Here is a 21,067-nt window from a genome sequence, read left to right on the forward strand (position 1 = left end):
TTAACTTTCCCTTACTTCGGACGCTTAGCGCCATAAAGCGAACGACGCTGGCGACGCTTCGCGATACCCTGGGTATCAAGTACACCACGAAGGATATGGTAACGCACACCCGGAAGGTCTTTTACACGACCGCCACGAATTAACACAACGCTATGTTCCTGAAGGTTATGACCTTCACCAGGAATATAGCTCACCACCTCATAGCCATTCGTTAAACGCACCTTAGCAACTTTACGCAGTGCAGAATTAGGCTTCTTTGGTGTCGTTGTATAAACGCGGGTGCAAACACCGCGCTTTTGCGGGCATGCCTGCAGTGCAGGCACTTTGTTGCGCTTGACTGCGGGCTTACGCCCCTTGGCAATGAGCTGGTTGATGGTCGGCATGCGCCTTTCCCGATCCTTACACAATTGAGCCGGAAGGCCTTTTTATCGGCCACCGACTGTCATTTAAAAATCCCATCAGGCAAAACACCCGTATGGGGCTATGTTAACATCCGACCCCGCTTCTTACAGAAGCCAGTCGCATGTTTTACAAGTGAATTCGACATACCCCGCTCTCACAGGCAGAGCGGAGCCGAGGGCTGTTTCGTAACGCCTTGACCAGATGAAGTCAAGACAATACGGCCGATTCCTCTAAGCTTTCTCCCATTTTACTTAACAGACAAAAAAAAACCGGGGCGCAAACCCCGGTTTTTATCTTTAACGCACACTGTAAAGGCGAATCATTCAGCTGCTGAAGAACGCCCTACACGCTGACGGTCCTGAGATGCTGCAATCGCACGAAGGCGATTCATAACACTACCTGTACCGGCCGGGATCAGACGACCGACAATGACGTTCTCTTTAAGACCATTCAGACGATCAACCTTGCCAGCTGTCGCTGCTTCAGTGAGCACTCGTGTGGTCTCCTGGAAGGAAGCGGCAGAGATGAACGACTGCGTCTGCAGAGACGCTTTCGTAATACCCTGAAGAACAGGCATCGCAAGAGCCGGACGCTCACCAGCGTTCAGGCACTTCGTATTTTCAATATCAAACTCAATACGATCTACCGTCTCACCGATAAGATAAGTTGTGTCGCCTGGCTCCAGAATCTCAACTTTCTGAAGCATCTGACGCACGATAACCTCAATATGCTTATCATTAATCTTCACACCCTGAAGACGATACACATCCTGAATCTCGTTCACCAGATAGTCAGACAGCGCCTCTACACCCATGACTTTAAGAATGTCATGTGGCACACGAGGACCATCAACCAGCGGATCGCCCTTCTCGACAAAGTCACCTTCCTGAACGGAAACGTGCTTGCCTTTGGGGATCAGATATTCTGTCTCTTCGCCTGTCTCGTCGTTTTTAACGATAATACGGCGTTTAGACTTATAATCCTTCCCGAACTCAACGCGACCTTCCATTTCTGCAATGATCGCATGGTCTTTTGGACGGCGAGCCTCGAACAGTTCAGCAACACGTGGCAGACCACCCGTAATATCACGGGTTTTAGACCCTTCACGTGGCAGACGGGCAAGCACGTCACCAGCATGAACTTCTGCACCATTCTCAACTGAAAGCAGTGTTTCAGGTGACAGGAAGTAACGGGCGTCATTACCATTGGCCAGTTTAATCACTTCACCGTTTGGACCTGTCAGCTGCAGACGCGGACGCAGATCAACGCCCTTCCCTGCCTGCTTATAGTCCACCACCACTTTAGATGTCAGACCGGTCACTTCGTCCATACGCTCAACGAGTGTAATGGAGTCAATCAGGTCAAGATATTCAATCTTACCGGCTTTTTCTGTGATGATTGGCAGTGTGTAAGGGTCCCACTCTGCCAGCTTCTGACCACGGGCAACGGCTTCACCTTCTACTGTCAGCAGACGGGCACCGTAAGGCACACGGTAGCGCGCTCTTTCAACGCCTGCATCATCTGTCAGCAGAATTTCACAGTTACGCGCCATAACAATCGGAACGTTCTGAGAGTTATGAACCACGTTACGGTTACGGATCACAACCTTACCATCACGTGATGCTTCAATCATTGACTGCTCAGCACCACGCTGCGCTGCACCACCAATATGGAAGGTACGCATTGTCAGCTGCGTGCCTGGCTCACCAATAGACTGAGCGGCGATAACACCAACGGCTTCACCAATGTTAACCGGTGTGCCGCGTGCAAGGTCACGGCCATAGCAATGACCACAAACACCAACGCGACTGTCACAGGTCAGCACGGAACGGATAAAGACAGATTCAATACCTGCTTTCTCAATCCGCTCTGCCTCAGCTTCTTCAATCAGGCTGTTACGAGGCACAATGACCTCTCCTGATGTCGGATCAGCAATATCAACAGCTGCCGTACGACCAAGAATACGCTCGGACAGAGACGCTACGATCTCACCGCTGTCCATAACCGCACGAACAGTCAGACCACGCTCTGTACCACAATCTTCCTCAATAATGATGCTGTCCTGCGCAACGTCAACCAGACGGCGGGTGAGATATCCTGAGTTAGCTGTTTTAAGCGCTGTATCAGCCAGACCTTTACGGGCACCATGGGTTGATGTGAAGTAATCGAGAACCGACAGGCCTTCTTTAAAGTTAGCGATAATAGGCTGTTCGATAATTTCACCTGATGGTTTCGCCATCAGACCACGCATACCAGCAAGCTGTTTCATCTGTGCCGGTGACCCACGAGCACCGGAGTGGCTCATCATCCACACAGAGTTAATTGGTTTACCAACTTCCTGACGGGAAATTTCTTTGGTCATTGCAGCCTGCACTTCGTCAGTGCAACGTGACCAGGCATCAACCACTTTGTTATAGCGTTCGCCGGCGGTAATCAGACCATCCTGATACTGCTGTTCGAACTCTTTCACTTCAGCAGCTGTACGCTCTACCAGAACTTTCTTCTCTTCAGGGATGATCATGTCATCTTTACCGAAGGAAATACCAGCTTTAGCAGCGTGCCTGAAACCAAGAGCCATCAGACGGTCACAGAATATAACAGCTTCTTTCTGACCACAGTGACGGTAAACCGTATCAATTACGTCAGAAACAGCTTTCTTTGTCAGCTGTTTATTGATGAGAGAGAACGGAATAGCTTCATTTTTGGGCAGAATCTGCGCAATCAGTACGCGACCTGGCGTGGTCACAACAGTCTGATAGACAGTCTTGCCGTCTTTTATCGTCTCAAAGCGGGCACGGATTTTATCATGCAGCTTCAGAGCACCATCATTGAGCGCATACTCAACTTCACTAATGGAAGAAAATGATGGTGCACCCTTAACCAGAATTTCACCCGTTGTTTCATCATAGGTGTTTTTATCTGGTGTCAGCGCGTATTCCGGCAGCTCAAGGCTGAGATAATACAGACCCAGAACAATATCCTGAGACGGCACGATAATTGGCTTACCATTTGCCGGGCTGAGAATGTTGTTGGTCGACATCATCAGTACGCGTGCTTCAAGCTGAGCTTCGAGGCTCAGTGGCACATGCACAGCCATCTGGTCACCGTCAAAGTCAGCGTTAAACGCTGTACAGACGAGCGGATGAAGCTGGATAGCTTTACCTTCGACCAGGATCGGTTCGAACGCCTGAATACCAAGACGATGCAATGTTGGTGCACGGTTAAGCATAACAGGATGTTCACGGATAACCTCTTCGAGGATATCCCACACTTCCGGACGTTCTTTCTCAACCATACGCTTTGCAGCTTTAATGGTTGTCGCGTGACCATATTTCTCCAGCTTGGAGTAAATAAAGGGCTTAAACAGCTCCAGCGCCATCTTTTTGGGCAGGCCGCACTGATAAAGCTTCAGCTCCGGACCAACCACAATAACTGAACGGCCTGAATAATCGACGCGCTTACCAAGAAGGTTCTGACGGAAACGACCCTGCTTGCCCTTAAGCATATCTGAAAGAGATTTAAGCGGACGTTTGTTCGCACCAGTAATCGCACGGCCACGTCGACCGTTATCAAACAGAGCGTCAACGGCTTCCTGAAGCATACGTTTTTCGTTACGCACGATAATATCGGGCGCACGCAGCTCCATAAGACGTTTCAGACGGTTATTACGGTTGATAACACGACGATACAGGTCATTCAGATCTGATGTTGCGAAACGACCACCATCAAGTGGTACCAGTGGACGCAGCTCAGGTGAAATAACCGGAACATAGTCAAGCACCATCCACTCAGGACGTGAACCGCTTTCTGCAAAAGCTTCAACCAGTTTCAGACGCTTAACGAGTTTTTTGCGTTTTGCTTCTGAGGAGGTTTCTTTCAGTTCCTGACGCAGGTGAACCTTTTCGGCATCACAGTCAATACGCTCAAGAACCTTCTTAATAACCTCAGCACCGATACCAACCTCAATGCCTTCTTCACTATATTCATCAAGAACATCAAGGTACTGGTCTTCAGTCAGCAGAGAATACTGCTTCAGTGGTGACGTACCTGGCTCAAGAACAAGATAGTTTTCGAAATAAAGAACTTTTTCAAGATCTTTAAGCGTCATATCGACCATAAGACCGATACGGCTAGGCAGAGATTTTAAAAACCAGATATGTGCAACAGGGCTGGCCAGCTGGATATGCCCCATACGCTCACGGCGTACTTTTGCCAGAGTAACTTCAACACCACATTTTTCGCAGATAATACCGCGAAACTTCATGCGTTTATATTTACCGCAAAGGCACTCATAGTCCTTAATAGGACCAAAAATACGGGCACAAAAAAGGCCATCACGCTCAGGCTTGAACGTACGATAGTTAATCGTCTCGGGCTTCTTAATTTCACCGTAAGACCAGGAGCGGATCTGCTCCGGTGATGCCAGCTGAATTTTAATCTGATCGAAGGTCATCGCCTGGCCGGTCTGACCAAGGATTTTCATGAGTTCATTCATGTGCTGAAGCCCCCAGAGGGAAAGTGAAAGCAGCCGGGGTGTTTGCCCCGGCTACTTCTGCAAAACAAAAACTGAGAATAGCGGCTGTTAAAGCTGGTGCGCTCACTCTGACTCAGCCCCCTGCTCCAGCTCAACATTCAGACCCAGAGATTTGAGCTCTTTGATCAGAACGTTAAAGCTTTCAGGGATACCCGCTTCAAAGTCATCCTGCTCACGCACAATCGCTTCATACACTTTGGTTCGACCGGAGACGTCATCCGATTTCACCGTCAGCATTTCCTGAAGTGTGTAAGCAGCACCATAAGCCTCAAGTGCCCAGACCTCCATCTCACCGAAACGCTGGCCACCAAACTGAGCTTTACCACCCAGAGGCTGCTGCGTTACCAGAGAGTATGGACCAATAGAACGGGCATGGATCTTATCATCGACAAGGTGATGCAGTTTAAGCATGTAAATATAACCAACTGTGGTTTTACGCTCAAACGGTTCACCTGTACGACCATCAATCAGCTGAGACTGACCTGATTTATCAAGACCTGCTTTTTCAAGCATCGCTTCGATATCAGGGATAGACGCACCGTCAAACACAGGTGTTGCTATTGGAACGCCCTTACGCAGGTTATTCGACAGCTCTATCAACTCATTATTGTTCATATTGGCAATAGCGTCATCATAGACTTTCTCGCCATAAACATCTTTGAGTGAATCAAGCAGTTCCTGGCGTTTCTCACCTGTGCGCTGGTATTCATCAACCAGATCACCAATGCCGCGGCCAATATTAGCACATGCCCAGCCAAGATGTGTCTCAAGAATCTGCCCCACGTTCATACGTGAAGGCACACCCAGCGGGTTCAGAACGATATCGACCGAAGTACCATCCTCAAGGAACGGCATATCCTCAACCGGAACAACCCGGGAAACCACACCTTTGTTACCATGACGGCCGGCCATTTTGTCACCAGGCTGAAGCTTACGCTTCACAGCAACAAAGACTTTAGCCATTTTCATAACGCCAGGGAGCAGCTCATCACCGCGCTGAAGCTTCTCGACCTTGCTTTCGAAACGTGCCTGAATTTTCTGAATTGATGCATCGAACTCACGACGCAGCACTTCCAGCTCAGCCATAACCGTATCAGAATCAACGACGATGTGACGCCATGCACCACGAGGATGCTCAGCCAGAACCTCAGCTGTAATTTCCGTGCCAGAACGAATGCCTTTATAGCCCGCACCAGCTACCTGACCGACAAGCTTTTCGCTCAGACGGCTGTAGAATGAACGCTCCTGAATACCACGCTCATCATCACGGTCTTTAGACAGACGTTCAATTTCTGCGCGCTCGATTGCCATCGCACGCTCGTCTTTATCAACGCCACGGCGAGAGAACACACGCACATCAACAACCGTACCCGTCGTACCTGGCGGCAGACGCAGAGACGTATCACGGACGTCAGAAGCTTTTTCACCAAAGATCGCACGCAGAAGTTTTTCTTCTGGTGTCATCGGGCTTTCACCCTTTGGTGTTACCTTGCCGATCAGAATATCGCCAGGGTTAACCTCAGCACCGACATATACAATGCCTGCCTCGTCAAGATTGCGGAGCGCTTCTTCACCAACGTTAGGAATATCGCGGGTAATCTCTTCCTGACCCAGCTTCGTATCACGAGCCATGACTTCAAATTCCTCGATATGAATCGAGGTGAAAACGTCATCTTTCGCAATACGCTCGGAGATCAGAATTGAATCTTCGAAGTTGTAACCATTCCAGGGCATAAACGCGACCAGAATATTACGACCCAAAGCCAGTTCACCAAGCTCGGTTGACGGACCGTCAGCAATAATATCACCAGCTTTTACCAGATTACCTACGTGCACCAGCGGACGCTGGTTAATGCAGGTTGACTGGTTAGAGCGCGAGTATTTGCGCAGACGGTAAATATCTACACCCTGTGTCGCACCAGAAGAATCTGTTGCACGCACAACGATACGGGCACCATCAATCTGGTCAACGATACCATCACGTTTTGCAACGATCGTGGCACCTGAGTCATGAGCTACAGCAGCTTCCATACCCGTACCAACCAGAGGCGCATCAGAACGCACCAGCGGCACAGCCTGACGCTGCATGTTTGATCCCATCAGTGCACGGTTTGCGTCATCGTTCTCAAGGAACGGAATGAGCGCAGCAGCAACTGAAACCAGCTGTTTTGGCGAAACGTCACAGGCTGTCACGTCAGTTGGCGCCACCAGACGGAAGTCACCACCACGACGAACAGAAACCAGCTCATCAGTCAGTGCACCAGCAGCATCCTGCTTCGCATCAGCCTGTGCAACGACCAGCTTTTCTTCTTCCATAGCGGAAAGATATTTCCAGCCATCCTGAAGAACGCCATCTTTAACAAGACGATAAGGTGTTTCAATAAAGCCGTACTTGTTCACTTTGGCATAAGTTGCCAGAGAGTTAATCAGACCAATATTCGGGCCTTCAGGCGTTTCAATCGGGCAGATACGACCGTAATGTGTTGGATGAACGTCACGCACCTCAAAGCCGGCACGCTCACGGGTAAGACCGCCCGGGCCAAGCGCTGAAAGACGACGCTTGTGCGTTACTTCTGACAGCGGGTTGGTCTGATCCATAAACTGGCTGAGCTGCGATGACCCAAAGAACTCACGCACAGCAGCCGCAGCTGGCTTTGCGTTAATAAGGTCATGCGGCATAACAGTGTCAATATCGACTGAGCCCATACGCTCACGGATCGCGCGCTCCATACGAAGCAGGCCGATACGATACTGGTTTTCCATAAGCTCGCCAACAGAGCGAACACGACGGTTACCCAGATTATCAATATCATCAATCTGACCGCGACCGTCTTTAAGGTCGCACATCACTTTAATGGTGCGCAGAATATCTTCTTTACGCAGCACACGCAGATCATCCGGAGCATCCAGATCAAGACGCATGTTGAGTTTTACACGACCAACAGATGACAGGTCATAGCGATCAGCATCAAAGAAGAGACCACGGAACATAGCCTCAGCGGTTTCAGCCGTCGGCGGCTCACCTGGACGCATAACACGATAAATATCGATCAGCGCTTCATCACGTGAACTGTTTTTGTCAACTGTGAGCGTGTTGCGGATCCACGGACCATTCGCTGCATCAATTGCCAGCACAGGGAATTCGGTAATCCCGGCTTCTTCAAGAGCTGCGAGACGTGCCTCGGTGATTTCTTCACCGGCTTCGCCGTAAATTTCACCGGTTTCATAATTGACGATATCACTGGCGATAAAACGACCGATCAGATCAATGTCACCGACAAGAACTTCACGTGTTTTTTCAGCAATTTTACGAACAGCACGGGCTGTCAGCTTAGCTTCTGCCTCAGCAACAACCTCACCCGTCTCGGCGTCAACCAGCGGTGCAAGCAGCTTAAGACCACGGAATGATTCCGCATCGAAAGGACGTGCCCAGCCTTTAGGGGTTTTGGTGAATTTCACCGTACCATAGAAGCTTGCCAGGATCTCGTTGTCGTCCATCCCCTTGATATCGAGAATGTCAACATCACCACCTTCAGCCAGCTTAGCTTCACGTGCAGCAACAGAACGATCGCTCTCAAGCGCATAAAGCAGCGTGGTAACAGGCAGCTTACGTTTACGGTCAATACGAACGTAAATCAGATCTTTTGCGTCAAATTCGAAGTCAAGCCATGAACCACGGTAAGGAATAACACGCGCTGCAAACAGATATTTACCTGAAGAGTGCGTTTTACCTTTATCGTGATCAAAGAACACACCTGGTGAACGGTGCATCTGACTGACGATAACACGCTCTGTACCGTTTACGATAAACGTACCGTTATCGGTCATCAGCGGCATGTCACCCATATACACGGGCTGCTCTTTAATATCACGAATAGAACGTGAGCCGGTATCTTCATCAAGATCCCAGACAATAAGACGCAGAATAACTTTCAGGGGCGCTGCATAAGTCAGGCCACGCTGAATGCACTCTTCAACATCATATTTTGGTTCTTCAAATTCGTAATTTACAAACTCAAGACGCCCCCGACCTGCGAAGTCATTGATCGGAAATACCGACCGGAAAACTTCCTGCAAACCAGTCGGTGTGCGCGAATCAGGCGACACATTAGCCTGAAGAAATGCTTCATAGGACGCACGCTGTATGTCGATCAGATTCGGCATCGGAGCGACTTCGGGAATCCGCCCGAAACTCTTGCGAATCCTCTTCCGTCCTGTGAACGATTTAGTAATTGCGTTCATCTTCGCTCCTGCCCGCCGTTGCTCTCGGATCATCAGATCTGCCCCGAAGACAGATCAGAGGGTCCGACCGCCCTTGTGTTACCACAAAAAGAACTACCATACCCAATCAGACTCAATAAAGATCTGAACAGGCAAACGGGCAGAGGCCAAAGCCCCCACCCGAAAGTCTTTTCCAGTTACTTTACTTTCAGAGAAAGTAAAATACAGGAAATTATTTAATTTCGACGCTTGCGCCGTTGTCTTCAAGAAGTTTCTTGATTTTTTCGGCTTCGTCTTTGTTAGCGCCTTCTTTAATGGTTTTAGGAGCACCTTCAACCAGGTCTTTAGCTTCTTTCAGACCGAGACCCGTGATACCACGGATTTCTTTAATGACGTTAATTTTTTTGTCGCCAGCTTTGGTCAGAATTACGTCGAATTCTGTTTTTTCTTCAGCAGCAGCGGCAGGAGCAGCAGCAGCAGCAGCAACTGCAACCGGAGCAGCAGCAGAAACGCCCCATTTTTCTTCGAGGAGTTTTGACAGTTCAGCAGCTTCGAGAACGGTCAGAGCTGACAGTTCGTCAACAATCTTGTTAAGATCAGCCATAGATTTAGACTCTCTATATAAATACTGGTTTACAAAATGCGACCTCAGCATGAGGGAGGCCACACTTCAGAAAAAAGACATCACACACCAGACGGCGTGTAATTTCAGGCAGCTTCCGCCTCACCCGTTTTGGCATAGGCCCCAAAAACCCGAGCAAGCTGGCCAGCCGGTGCCTGAGTGACACCAGCAATACGTGTAGCAGGCGTGGAGATAAGACCCACGAGCTGTGCACGCAGCACATCCAGAGATGGCAGCTCAGCAAGAGCCTTGATTCCATCGGCCCCAAGGACCTGAGAACCAAGTGATCCACCAAGCACCACAAGCTTGTCATTGGTTTTGGCGAACTCAACGATCACCTTCGCTACAGCGACCGGATCTTCTGACCACGCAAGCGCGGTAGGACCCTTCAGCAGCGAGCTGATTCCGTCGAATTGGGTACCAGCCAGGGCGAGTTTTGTCAGCCGGTTCTTCGTGACTTTGTACGAAGCACCCACTTCACGCACCTTGCGTCGCAGATCAGTCACATCAGCTACGGTCAGACCTTTATTTTCGGTGACCACAACCATTGACGTTTCGGCAAACACGGTGGCGAGGGAAGCAACGAAGTCCCGCTTTTCCGTACGGTTCAAATCCCGTCTCCGTCTTGTTCCGCCTGACACATGTTCAGTCAGAACGGGTTGCCCATAGAGCTTTACGACCACCGCAAAGCTCTGCTCGCCTGCCCTCTAAACGGAATCCCGGAGCTACCGTAAAAAACGATAGACAACCAGCATCCCCGTCTTACCACCTGCAGGCCTCAGGGCCTATTAAGGTCTAACCACATGCGGTCTCGGACAGGTCAGGAAGCTGAATATACCAGCTTCCCTGAGATGTCACGCCAGATATACCGACGCAACGTCATTCTTTTACTCAGCCAGCGAAAGCTGAAACATCAAGGCTGACACCAGGACCCATTGTAGAAGACAGACCTGCCTTCTTAAGGTATGTGCCTTTAGCACCTGACGGACGCGCTTTCTGAACAGCATCAACAAATGCACGAACGTTTTCAGCAAGCTTCGCTGCATCAAAAGATGCTTTACCAACGCCAGCATGAACAATACCAGCTTTCTCAGCACGGTATTCAACCTGACCAGCTTTAACAGCTTCGATAGCACCTTTAACGTCCATGGTAACCGTACCCAGTTTTGGGTTTGGCATCAGACCACGTGGACCGAGGATTTTACCAAGACGGCCAACCAGAGCCATCATGTCAGGCGTTGCAATGCAGCGGTCGAAAGCAATTTCGCCTGCCTGCACTTTTTCCATCAGGTCTTCTGCACCGACAACGTCAGCACCGGCAGCCTGAGCTTCGTCTGCTTTTGCACCACGGGCAAAAACACCAACGCGCAGCGTTTTACCTGTGCCATTTGGCAGAGAAACAAAACCACGGACCATCTGATCAGCATGACGCGGATCAATCCCCAGATTCAGGGAGATCTCAATTGTTTCGTCAAACTTAGCTGTTGCATTGCCTTTTACGAGAGCAATAGCTTCATCCAGACCATAAGCCTGATCGCCGTTTACTTTTGCCTGAGCAGCTTTGAGACGCTTATTAGCCATAATCTCAGCCCTCCACCGTCAGACCAATGGAACGAGCAGAACCAGCAAGCATGCTTACTGCACCGTCGATGTCATTAGCGTTCATGTCTTTAAACTTCTGCTCCGCAATTTCACGAAGCTGCGCCATCGTCACTTTACCAACATTGGCTGATCTACCAACAGTCTGGCTACCTTTTGAAACCTTTGCAGCTTTCAGCAGGAAGTATGTGTTTGGCGGCGTTTTTGTAATAAAGCTGAACGTACGGTCTGCATAGGCTGTAATAACAACCGGGATCGGCATACCTGGCTCAAGACCCTGGGTCTTGGCGTTGAACTCTTTACAGAACTGCATGATGTTCAGACCGCGCTGACCGAGCGCTGGACCTACTGGCGGTGAAGGGTTAGCCTTACCAGCAGGAATCTGAAGCTTGATGTAGCCAACAACTTTTTTGGCCATATCCGGGACTCCTTATCGTTGAACCCGAACCGTGGTCAGCGGCTCAGCGCATACCGCGCACGAGCCTCCCACGTTCCGTTGAGAGTGCCGCCCTTAGCGGCTTTTTGAAAACAGGTCAAGCAAATCTGCTATTTTTTTTCACCAGTAAGATCAGCAGAGCGTGCATCTGTCTGCGTGCCAATACCGCCGACGGGCGTTGCGTGATGAAGCTTTTCATACTGCAAAACGCCAAATGGCATCAGCTCATGAGAGCCAGGCAGTTCGCTCCGTGACCAGCCCCCGCCCAGCGCACGAATTAACTCTACACGCGCATCAAAGGCCCGGGTCTGAACCTGCACAAGTTTAATACGCGCCTCAAGTGCTGCAATCTGCGCGACCACTGCATCCAGATAGTTTGTAAGGCCACCTGTATAAAGCGCCATTGTCATCGTCTGCGTGCGCAACGCGGCATTAACCGCGCCACTCTGCTGCTGCTGCTGTACCTTCAGGCGCGTTGTCCTGGAAAGATTATCCTGCACTTCCTGAAAAGCGCTCAGCACAACGCTTCTGTACAGATCTTCCTGCTGGCGATACTGCGACCAGCTACGCTGCAGCTCAGCCCGCCGCGCCCCGCCGGTAAACAAAGGTAGCAATGCCTGCACAGCATACTGGTACATAGAGTTAGACAGAGACGCGAGGTCAAACCCGTTATCCATAAATCCGGTCATCGCGTTAAATGACACATCAGGATAAAATGCAGCCCTTGAAATACCAATCGCCCTGTTCGCCTGGGCCATGCCCCGCTCAGCTGAGGCAACATCGGGACGACGCTCCAGCAGTGTTGCAGGCAAGGCAACGGGTGGTTCAACATCAGCAAAAGCAAACTTATTCACCGGCGCAATATGAAACGTTGCCGGAGCCTTATTCACAAGTACGGCTATAGCATGCTCAACAATCTCACGCTGAGTGAGAATGTCTGTCTCCTGCGCCTGGGTCGTGAAAAGCTGTGTCTCAGCACGTGACACATCCATACCAGGAGCGATAGAACCAACAAGACGCAGCTTAGTAATCTGCACCGCTGTTTTATAGTAACCTATCGAATCCCTGTACACCGCATCCTGCACATCAAGCCCGCGCAACAGAACATAATCACTGGCCAGTTCAGCCTGAAGGCTGAGACGTGCCAGCGCATAATCTGCGGCTATAGCCTGCGCGCGCTGCTTGGCAACCCGGGTTCTGTTACGGATAGCCGACCAGAAATCAGGCTCCCATGTCGCCACAGCTGAATATTGCTCAGACGACATATAGGTAGGACCGGTGGCAGTTCCACCACGCCAGAGCCTGTGATGAGAGCTTTTGTTTTTCTGTGCACTCGCACTGCCATTGAGCTGCGGGTACAAATGCGATTTAGCCTCAGCAACAGCGTCACGCGCCTGCAAAAAAGCCTCAGCCTGCGCCTGCAAGTCAGGGTTAAGGCGCATAGCCTGAGCCTCAAGTTCATTCAGCTGCGGATCACCAAACATGACCCACCAGTCAGAACGAAGAGCTGCGTCAGACGGACGGGCATCCGTTAAAAACTTCGCATCCCCCCAGCCTGCCGGCAGCTTCAGAGGTTCAGGCTTATAACGGGGAGCAAGGTCACAGCCAGACAAAGCCGTTGTCAGTGACAGAGCAGCAAGCCCCCACCGCATCATTTTATATGACCTTCCGCCCCATTTCATTGACGACCTCCGGCTTCAGGTACTGGTGCATTATCATCAGGCAGAGCTCTTACATTTTCTGTCTGCTTTGCCGCATTAGCCTTTGCCGCAGCGGAGGCCGCCACGGGCTTAACCGGAGGAGCGTTATACCCTGGCGTGCCCTGAACAACACGCACCTCCTGCCCGTCAAGAATGCCGGCAGAAGGATTATTAATGACACGATCGGTCTTTTTAACACCGCGTAAAATCTGCAGGGTAGACCCAAGATTTGTACCCACTGTAACGCTTACAAGATGCACATGGTTGGTATCATCAACCAGCGCAACCTGCGTACCCTCCGCGCGGAAAATAAGCGCACCCAGCGGCAGGATCAGAATATTTGAATCTCCCGGAGCACGGAATGTCGCTGTCGCATACGAATTAGGCCACAGTTCACGGGTTTTATTATCAATTGTGAGCTCAGTGGTCACGGTACGGGTAGAAGAATTAAATGCCGTCGCTGCTGTGAGATATTTTGCTTTAAACACTTTATCAGGATACTGCGGCAGAACCAGATCAGCCTGAAGGCCTGGCCCTATAACATCAGCGTAATCCTGCGGGACAGCGACGAAAACACGCATAGCATGCACATCAGCAACACTGAAAAGTTCTGTCGCCTGCCCCTGTGAATCCACATCACCGCGGCCGGCATTAACATAATCACCTACGTTAGCAAAACGCGATGTAACGACACCATCAAACGGGGCGACAATACGCTTAAAGTTCTCCAGCGCGGCAAAGCGCTCGACATCGAAGCCCGCGGCCTCCATCTCAGCTTTTTCAGCCGCAGCATTCGCGGCCTGCACGTCAACCTCCTGACGTGAGACGGCCTGCGTACCCTGAAGAGCCTTCCAGCGGGCAGCTGTAATTTCAGCAAGTTTATACCGGGCTTTGGCAACATTCAGCCGGGCCTGCGCTGCGGAATACTGCGCATCAAGACCTGGCGTGTTAATTTCAGCAAGTACGTCACCTGCCTTCACAACAGCACCGAAATCCTTATACCACATTTTCACGTAGCCCGAGACCTGGGCATAAATAGGAGCCTGATACCAGGCCGAAACATTAGCGGGCAGAGACAACGTACGCTCTGACGGCCCCTCCTGCGGGTAAATAACCTGTATAGCCGGCACAGCCTGATGAATTGTTTCATCAATCAGTTTTGAATACTGCATATGCCGCTGCACAAGGCCGATAACGACCAGCCCCACAGCAACACCCCCGACAACAAACACCCAGAGCCGGCGTTTTGCAGGGGAAACTGAATGCTGCCCCGGGTTTGAGTCATGTCTGCCGTGCGGCCCCTGATCATGCGCACTCATCAGCTCTCTCCCTCGCTCTTCAGCTCTGTCTTTTTATGATTGTGTAACAAGGCAAAAACGCAGGGGACGAACAGCAATGTCGCAACAGTTGCAACAATCAGCCCGCCCATAACGGCTTTACCTAAAGGCGCATTTTGTGAATTACTCATAGACATCGGCAACATACCGATAATCATGGCCAGTGCAGTCATCAGCACAGGGCGAATACGCTCATACCCGGCTTCAAGAGCAGCCTTAACCGCGTCACCATGCTCATCAAGCCTTTCACGGGCAAACGCTACAACCAGAATAGCATTTGCGGTGGCCGTGCCCATGCACATAATCGCCCCGGTCAGAGCCGGCACAGACAATGTTGTATGCGTGAGAAACAGGCTCCATGAAATGCCAGCCAGCGCCCCCGGGAGGGCCATGATGATGATAAACGGATCAAGCCATGACTGAAAGTTAACAACGATCAGCAGATAAACCAGCAGAATGGACATCGCCAGACCAGCAATCAGCTGCACATATGCACTGTTCATTGTAACTGCCTGCCCACGCACAACGAGAGATGAACCATGAGGCAGATTGATCCGCTCCTGGTCAACAATCTGCTCGACATCACGCGAGGCTTTACCCAGATCAACTCCCTCATTTGAGGCATAAATATCAAAAACGGGCATAATATTATAATGCGCGACCTCACCCGGGGTGCCTGTCTGCTCAATATGGCTCAGCCCTCCCAGAATCTGCATATTTTTACCTGAAGGGTTACCGTCACCTTTATCAACCGGTGTAAGCTCCAGGTCATTCATGGTCTGCAAAAATGCAGCCGGCGTCTGAATATCAATCAGATGCGAGACACCAGTCGTAACATCAAGCCAGTAAACCTGACCGACCTGTGAACTGCCTGAGAGTGACACCAGCGCATTGTTAGCGACATCAGATTCCGTAATCCCTGTACCAAGGGCATATGTACGCCGTGCGTTAATGCGCAGTGTAGGCGTTGTCATAGGCTGCTGCACCGAAATATCCGTCAGCCCCGTAACATGGCGCAAACGCTCAGCCAGCCGGTTAGCAAACTTAAAATTATCCGTCAGATTACGACCGACGATCTGCACATCAATAGGTGACGGCAAACCAAAATTCAGAATTTTTGAGGTCAGATCACCAGGCATGAAAGAAATTTGTGTACCGGGAAATTTCTCCATCAGATTGCGACGGATCAGACGACGATACTCAGCAACCGGGGCCTCAGAGTTTTTCAGTGATACCGTCAGGTCACAGTCCTGTGTACCAACCGTAGGTGTAGGGATAAATGCCTGGTTCAGCGCACTGAAGGGAAGACCGCAGTTATCAACGATACCCTCAACCTGACCAGGCAGTGTGCGCTCGATCTCCTGATTAATAAGCTCGGAAATTTTTCCGGCTTCCATCAGCCTTGTGCCCAGCGGCGCACGCATATGAATAGCCAGCGCGTCAGAGTTCACTTCAGGGAAGAAGTCCTGCCCGACAGCCAGCAAAAGCCCCATTGACAGCACAGAGCACAAAACAAAGATCGGTATAAAACTGGTACGCACGCTCACCAGATATTTCAGCAGGCGGTAATAGGCGTGACGAAAAGCTTCAAAACGACGCTCAAAGCCTTTCTGAAAACGACCGAAAAACGTTTTCGGCGCTTCACCCGCATGTGCACGGTGGGCTTCAACCTGAGCCGCCAGCATGAACTTTGCCATAGTTGGCACCAGCGTTCTGGACAGAATGAACGAGGCGATCATGGCAAACACAATGGCTTCAGCCATTGGCATAAACAGCCAGCCGGCAACCCCCGTCAGCTGGAACAGCGGTGTCCACACAATACAGATACACAATGTCGAAACGAATGTCGGAATAACAATCTGGTTAGCCGCGTCGATAATAGCGGTTTCCAGATCTTTATTCATTTCAAGATGCGCATCAATATTCTCAATCATCACGGTGGCATCATCGACAAGAATACCGACCGCGAGCGCCAGACCGCCAAGCGTCATAACGTTAATGGTCTGCCCCGCCCAGCCAAGGCAGATAATCGAGCACAGCATTGCCAGCGGAATTGACGTGGCAATAATCACTGTCGAACGCCACGATCCGAGGAACAGCAATACCACAAGGCCTGTCAGACACGCTGCTGTGAACATTTCACGCAACACATCCTGAACAGATTCCTTCACAAATGTAGAGGCGTCATTGAGGATTTTGATACTAACACCCGGCGGCAGGGTTTTGACAATCCCCGGCAGCAGGGCCTTCACACCCGCAACCACCTCAAGCGTAGAAGCATCACCACTTTTCATAATAACGATCAGAACACCCTGCTGCCCTTTAACAAGCACCAGGTTGGTCTGAGGCGGACCACCTGAATGAACCCAGGCAACATCCTGCAGGCGCACTACAGCGTTTCCGACCTGCTTGATCGGTATCATATTAAGTTCATCAAGCTCACGGGGGGACGCGTTAGTCTGAACCATCCAGTCAAATGGCCCGATACGCTGATCACCTGCAGGCAGCACAATATTCTGACTACCCAGAGCTTTTGAAACGTCAACCGGCGAAAGCTTATGAGCCAGCAGCTTAATCGGGTCGAGGTCAACCATTATATTGGCTGGCTGACCACCATAGGGATTGGGAATAGCTGCACCCGCCACCGACACCAGAGCCGGACGGATATAGTTTGACGCCATATTGTAAATTTCTGACGCCGTCATCGAGGTTGAGGCAACCTGAAGGGTAATAACCGGCACCGAAGACGCATTATACGTCAGAATCAATGGGGGCGTTGACCCCGTCGGCATCTGCTTAATCACAGTCTGCGAGACGGAAGTAATCTGCGTTTGTGCAACGGCAGTATCTGTTCCGGGCTGGAAGAAAATTTTAACAATACCACGCCCGTAATAGGACTGACTCTCTATGTGCTCAATATTGTTAACGGTAGCAGTCAGCGCACGCTCGTAATAATACACGACACGACCCGACATATCTTCAGGCATTAAGCCGGTATATGTCCAGACAACTGCAACAACCGGGATGTTAATACTTGGAAAAACGTCAGTAGGGGTTTTGAAAATTCCCCTTATACCAAAAACAACAATGAGAATAGAGAGCACAACAAAAGTATATGGCTTTTTAAGCGCCGTAACGACGATTTCATTCATTGCGCGCCTATCCTCAGATGATCACTAACAAACAACAGACATCCTTCCCTCGCATACAGCTATCCTGTGATGACGCAAATAAAAATACCTTTAACAGGCCTAAACTTACGTTCATATTCCCTGTAAAAGCAGGACATAATTACTCCACACCTGATACTTACGTACCTTTTCTCAGAACAGTTCATTACCCTTAATAAACGTATTCGCTCACAACGAAATTAACACACATTTCCGCGTGAAATGATACCATGCAATGACAGGGATTTTTTTAGAGATTATACTGAACCATCCGGCACAGAACCGTTCAACAACAATAACAATTCACAACAGGAACTTTCCGCGTGCATCTGCCTGACCCCGCCGCTCTTTCGGCACCGTCTTCGTCTCGTCATAAAATGCTTTACCTTCAGGTTGTCGCAGCTGTGATAGCCGGTATCGTTGTTGGCTACTTTTTTCCCGGTTTTGGCACATCATTGCGGCCACTGGGTGACGGATTTGTTAAACTCATCAAAATGGTGATCGCCCCTGTCATTTTTCTGACGGTCAGCACCGGCATTGCCGGCATGGCAGACCTGAAACAAACCGGGCGCGTTGCCGGCAAAGCTATGAGCTATTTCCTACTCTTTTCCACGCTAGCACTGATTATTGGCATGATTGTGGCCAATGTTGTCCGCCCGGGCAGCGGCCTCAACATCGACCCGGCATCTCTTGATGCCAGCAGCATCAGATCATTTGTTACTGAGGCACACTCTCACACATTTACCGAATTTCTGATGCACATTATTCCCACCACAACGGCGGGAGCCTTCACATCAGGCGAAATTTTGCAGGTGCTGCTCATTTCCATTCTTTTTGGGATCAGCCTCGCGCAAATGGGCAAAGCCGGCGAAAAAATACTCGATTTTTTCAAAAGTCTGACCGAACTGGTCTTTGGCGTCGTCAGACTGGTGATGTACGCTGCTCCTGTTGGTGCTTTCGGGGCAATGGCTTTTACAGTTGGTCGTTTTGGCGTCAGCTCTATTGGCAATCTTGTGCTGCTTATCCTCACCTTCTACCTGACTGCTATTTTATTTATTGTCCTCATTCTCGGTGTTGTTGCCCGCCTGGTGGGCTTTAACATTTTCAGTCTGCTGCGTTACCTTAAAGAAGAGCTGTTAATTGTTCTGGGTACCAGCTCATCTGAATCAGCCCTCCCCGGCCTGATCTCAAAACTCGAAAATGCAGGCTGTCCGCAGGGTATTGTGGGGCTGGTCGTGCCTATGGGGTATTCCTTCAACCTTGATGGTACCAATATCTACATGACCTTATCCGCCCTGTTCATCGCTCAGGCGACAAATGTTCACCTTGGCCTGGGTGAGCAGGTTGCTCTTTTGCTTGTCGCTATGGTCAGCTCAAAAGGAGCCGCCGGCGTTACTGGTGCGGGATTTATTACTCTTGCCGCAACACTTTCTGTCGTACCTTCTGTTCCCGTTGCTGGTATGGCGCTGATTTTAGGTATTGATCGCTTCATGTCAGAGTGCCGGTCACTGACAAACCTGATTGGCAATGCTGTCGCCGCGATTGTTGTTTCACGATGGGAAAATAGTCTCGATAAACAACAACTGCGCAATGCACTTGAAAATAAAAAAATATCCCACCAGGCACCTGAAATTTACTGAGATTAAAACGGAACAGTATGTGATGAATACAGTGCAGCGCATAAGAGGTATTATTGCGGGATCAGCCGGCAACCTTCTGGAGTATTATGACTGGTACGTTTATTCATCTTTCGCAATTTATTTTGCCCATGCTTTCTTTCCCCACGGGGATCAGACCGCTGAACTTTTAAAAAGCGCTGCAGTATTTGCCATTGGCTTTTTTATGCGCCCTGTCGGGGGCTGGCTTCTTGGCTCTGCTGCTGACCGTTATGGCAGACGAACAGCCCTGACTGTTTCAGTCACAGCAATGTGCGCCAGTTCGCTTATTATAGCCTTCTGCCCTACCTATGATCAGATCGGCCTTATGGCACCTGCTATTCTGCTCATTGCCCGCCTCGTTCAGGGGCTCAGCCTTGGTGGTGAATACGGAGCTTCTGCCACCTATCTGGCTGAAATGTCATCTGCACATAACAAAGGCTTCTGGTCAGGCTTTCTCTACGTCACGCTGGTGATGGGGCAACTGCTGGCTCTTATTATCCTGCTGCTCATGCAATATGTTTTTCTGACACCAGAGCAGATTTCCGCATGGGGCTGGCGCGTGCCGTTTTTTCTTGGCGCTGTTGGCGGCCTGCTGATTTTCTGGATGCGGCGAAACATGGAAGAAAGTGAAAACTTTAAATCCAGCCACAAGAAGAAAGAAAAAGGTGGCCTGAAGGTACTCTGGAAATACAAACGGGCTATTATGACCGTATGTGGCATGACGCTGGGCGGCACGGTCATTTTTTATACCTACACAATTTACATGCAAAAATACCTTGCAAATACGGTAGGCTTTCCAAAAGACACCGCAACTCTGATCTCCTCAGCTTCGCTTGTCGTCTTCTCTCTTCTGCAACCTGCCTTTGGTGCCTTATCTGACCGCATAGGCCGTAAACCCCTGCTTATCTATTTTGGTGTTATGGCAAGCCTTTGCACACTTCCCGTTTTTTCAATGCTGTCAGAAATCAAATCCCCCTGGCTTGCCTTCCTCCTTATCGTTTTCGCCCTGAGCATCGCCTCAGGCTACACGTCTATCAATGCCATTGTTAAAGCCGAACTTTTTCCGACACAGGTCAGAGCCCTTGGCGTTGCTCTGCCATACGCCATCACTGTATCGGTCTTTGGTGGCACGACAGAATATATTGCTCTGTGGTTTCGCCAGATCGGCCACGAATCCTGGTTTGCTGTATATGTTTCGGCCTGTGCGTTTGTCACTTTCCTGACGGTTCTGACACTTCCCTCAGGGAGCCAGATCGACACATCCCCGGAAAATACGGCAAACTGAAGAGTTCATAACAAAGGCAAATGCTGTCAGAATCAGGCCTTCAAAAAGCCATGAGTCAGGTCTTTTCTATACGCATAGAACAGTTACAACGCTGAACAGGGAG

Annotated in this window: 12 protein-coding genes; 2 read left to right on the plus strand and 10 right to left on the minus strand. The window is 50.2% G+C overall.

All coding sequences use genetic code 11. The features are described 5' to 3' along the window. Positions 1–11: 11 nt before the first annotated feature. The 10 genes from rpsL to GOB58_RS05715 form a co-directional block, all read right to left on the minus strand. The gene (gene rpsL / locus GOB58_RS05670) at positions 12–383 is read right to left on the minus strand and encodes a 30S ribosomal protein S12 (protein WP_086554401.1); all 372 of its coding nucleotides are present in this window, start codon (positions 381–383) and stop codon (positions 12–14) included. Positions 384–721: 338 nt separating this feature from the next. Next, positions 722–4,897, minus strand: a complete 4,176-nt coding sequence (gene rpoC, locus GOB58_RS05675; RefSeq protein WP_086554402.1) for a DNA-directed RNA polymerase subunit beta' — start codon at positions 4,895–4,897, stop codon at positions 722–724. Between the two features lie 102 nt (positions 4,898–4,999). After that, positions 5,000–9,178, minus strand: a complete 4,179-nt coding sequence (rpoB, locus tag GOB58_RS05680) for a DNA-directed RNA polymerase subunit beta (RefSeq protein WP_086554403.1) — start codon at positions 9,176–9,178, stop codon at positions 5,000–5,002. A 211-nt stretch (positions 9,179–9,389) separates the two neighbouring features. Next, positions 9,390–9,761, minus strand: a complete 372-nt coding sequence (gene rplL / locus GOB58_RS05685; RefSeq protein WP_086554404.1) for a 50S ribosomal protein L7/L12 — start codon at positions 9,759–9,761, stop codon at positions 9,390–9,392. Positions 9,762–9,865: 104 nt separating this feature from the next. After that, complete coding sequence (gene rplJ, locus GOB58_RS05690) at positions 9,866–10,390, minus strand: 50S ribosomal protein L10 (RefSeq protein WP_086554405.1); 525 nt, start codon at positions 10,388–10,390, stop codon at positions 9,866–9,868. 280 nt (positions 10,391–10,670) lie between these two features. Further along, positions 10,671–11,360, minus strand: a complete 690-nt coding sequence (rplA, locus tag GOB58_RS05695; RefSeq protein WP_194299645.1) for a 50S ribosomal protein L1 — start codon at positions 11,358–11,360, stop codon at positions 10,671–10,673. Between the two features lie 4 nt (positions 11,361–11,364). Further along, on the minus strand, positions 11,365–11,796 hold the full coding sequence (rplK, locus tag GOB58_RS05700) for a 50S ribosomal protein L11 (protein WP_086554407.1): 432 nt from the start codon (positions 11,794–11,796) through the stop codon (positions 11,365–11,367). 128 nt (positions 11,797–11,924) lie between these two features. Next, a complete protein-coding gene (locus GOB58_RS05705) occupies positions 11,925–13,469 on the minus strand; it encodes an efflux transporter outer membrane subunit (RefSeq protein ID WP_242005238.1) in 1,545 nt (514 codons plus the stop codon). A gap of 23 nt (positions 13,470–13,492) precedes the next feature. Beyond that, on the minus strand, positions 13,493–14,833 hold the full coding sequence (locus GOB58_RS05710; protein WP_086554409.1) for an efflux RND transporter periplasmic adaptor subunit: 1,341 nt from the start codon (positions 14,831–14,833) through the stop codon (positions 13,493–13,495). Then, complete coding sequence (locus GOB58_RS05715; RefSeq protein WP_086554410.1) at positions 14,833–18,003, minus strand: efflux RND transporter permease subunit; 3,171 nt, start codon at positions 18,001–18,003, stop codon at positions 14,833–14,835. Before GOB58_RS05715 ends, GOB58_RS05710 begins: the two co-directional genes overlap by 1 nt. A 395-nt stretch (positions 18,004–18,398) precedes the next feature. Between GOB58_RS05715 and GOB58_RS05720 the strand changes: the two genes are divergently transcribed. Then, complete coding sequence (locus GOB58_RS05720; RefSeq protein ID WP_086635928.1) at positions 18,399–19,661, plus strand: dicarboxylate/amino acid:cation symporter; 1,263 nt, start codon at positions 18,399–18,401, stop codon at positions 19,659–19,661. A 22-nt stretch (positions 19,662–19,683) separates the two neighbouring features. Continuing rightward, a complete protein-coding gene (locus GOB58_RS05725; protein WP_173559570.1) occupies positions 19,684–20,964 on the plus strand; it encodes an MFS transporter in 1,281 nt (426 codons plus the stop codon). Positions 20,965–21,067: the final 103 nt, after the last annotated feature.

Origin of the sequence: Acetobacter thailandicus, assembly GCF_011516655.1 — a bacterium.
In the GTDB taxonomy this organism is placed as follows: domain Bacteria; phylum Pseudomonadota; class Alphaproteobacteria; order Acetobacterales; family Acetobacteraceae; genus Acetobacter; species Acetobacter thailandicus.

Bases quoted from the DNA above. Each gene is read 5' to 3' on its own strand.
- GOB58_RS05710 (WP_086554409.1), bottom strand. From the start codon at position 14,833: ATGAGTGCGCATGATCAGGGGCCGCACGGCAGACATGACTCAAACCCG.
- rpoB (WP_086554403.1), bottom strand. From the start codon at position 9,178: ATGAACGCAATTACTAAATCGTTCACAGGACGGAAGAGGATTCGCAAG.
- rplA (WP_194299645.1), bottom strand. From the start codon at position 11,360: ATGGCTAATAAGCGTCTCAAAGCTGCTCAGGCAAAAGTAAACGGCGAT.
- rpoC (WP_086554402.1), bottom strand. From the start codon at position 4,897: ATGAATGAACTCATGAAAATCCTTGGTCAGACCGGCCAGGCGATGACC.
- rplK (WP_086554407.1), bottom strand. From the start codon at position 11,796: ATGGCCAAAAAAGTTGTTGGCTACATCAAGCTTCAGATTCCTGCTGGT.
- GOB58_RS05725 (WP_173559570.1), top strand. From the start codon at position 19,684: ATGAATACAGTGCAGCGCATAAGAGGTATTATTGCGGGATCAGCCGGC.
- GOB58_RS05705 (WP_242005238.1), bottom strand. From the start codon at position 13,469: ATGATGCGGTGGGGGCTTGCTGCTCTGTCACTGACAACGGCTTTGTCT.
- rpsL (WP_086554401.1), bottom strand. From the start codon at position 383: ATGCCGACCATCAACCAGCTCATTGCCAAGGGGCGTAAGCCCGCAGTC.
- GOB58_RS05715 (WP_086554410.1), bottom strand. From the start codon at position 18,003: ATGAATGAAATCGTCGTTACGGCGCTTAAAAAGCCATATACTTTTGTT.
- GOB58_RS05720 (WP_086635928.1), top strand. From the start codon at position 18,399: ATGCTTTACCTTCAGGTTGTCGCAGCTGTGATAGCCGGTATCGTTGTT.
- rplL (WP_086554404.1), bottom strand. From the start codon at position 9,761: ATGGCTGATCTTAACAAGATTGTTGACGAACTGTCAGCTCTGACCGTT.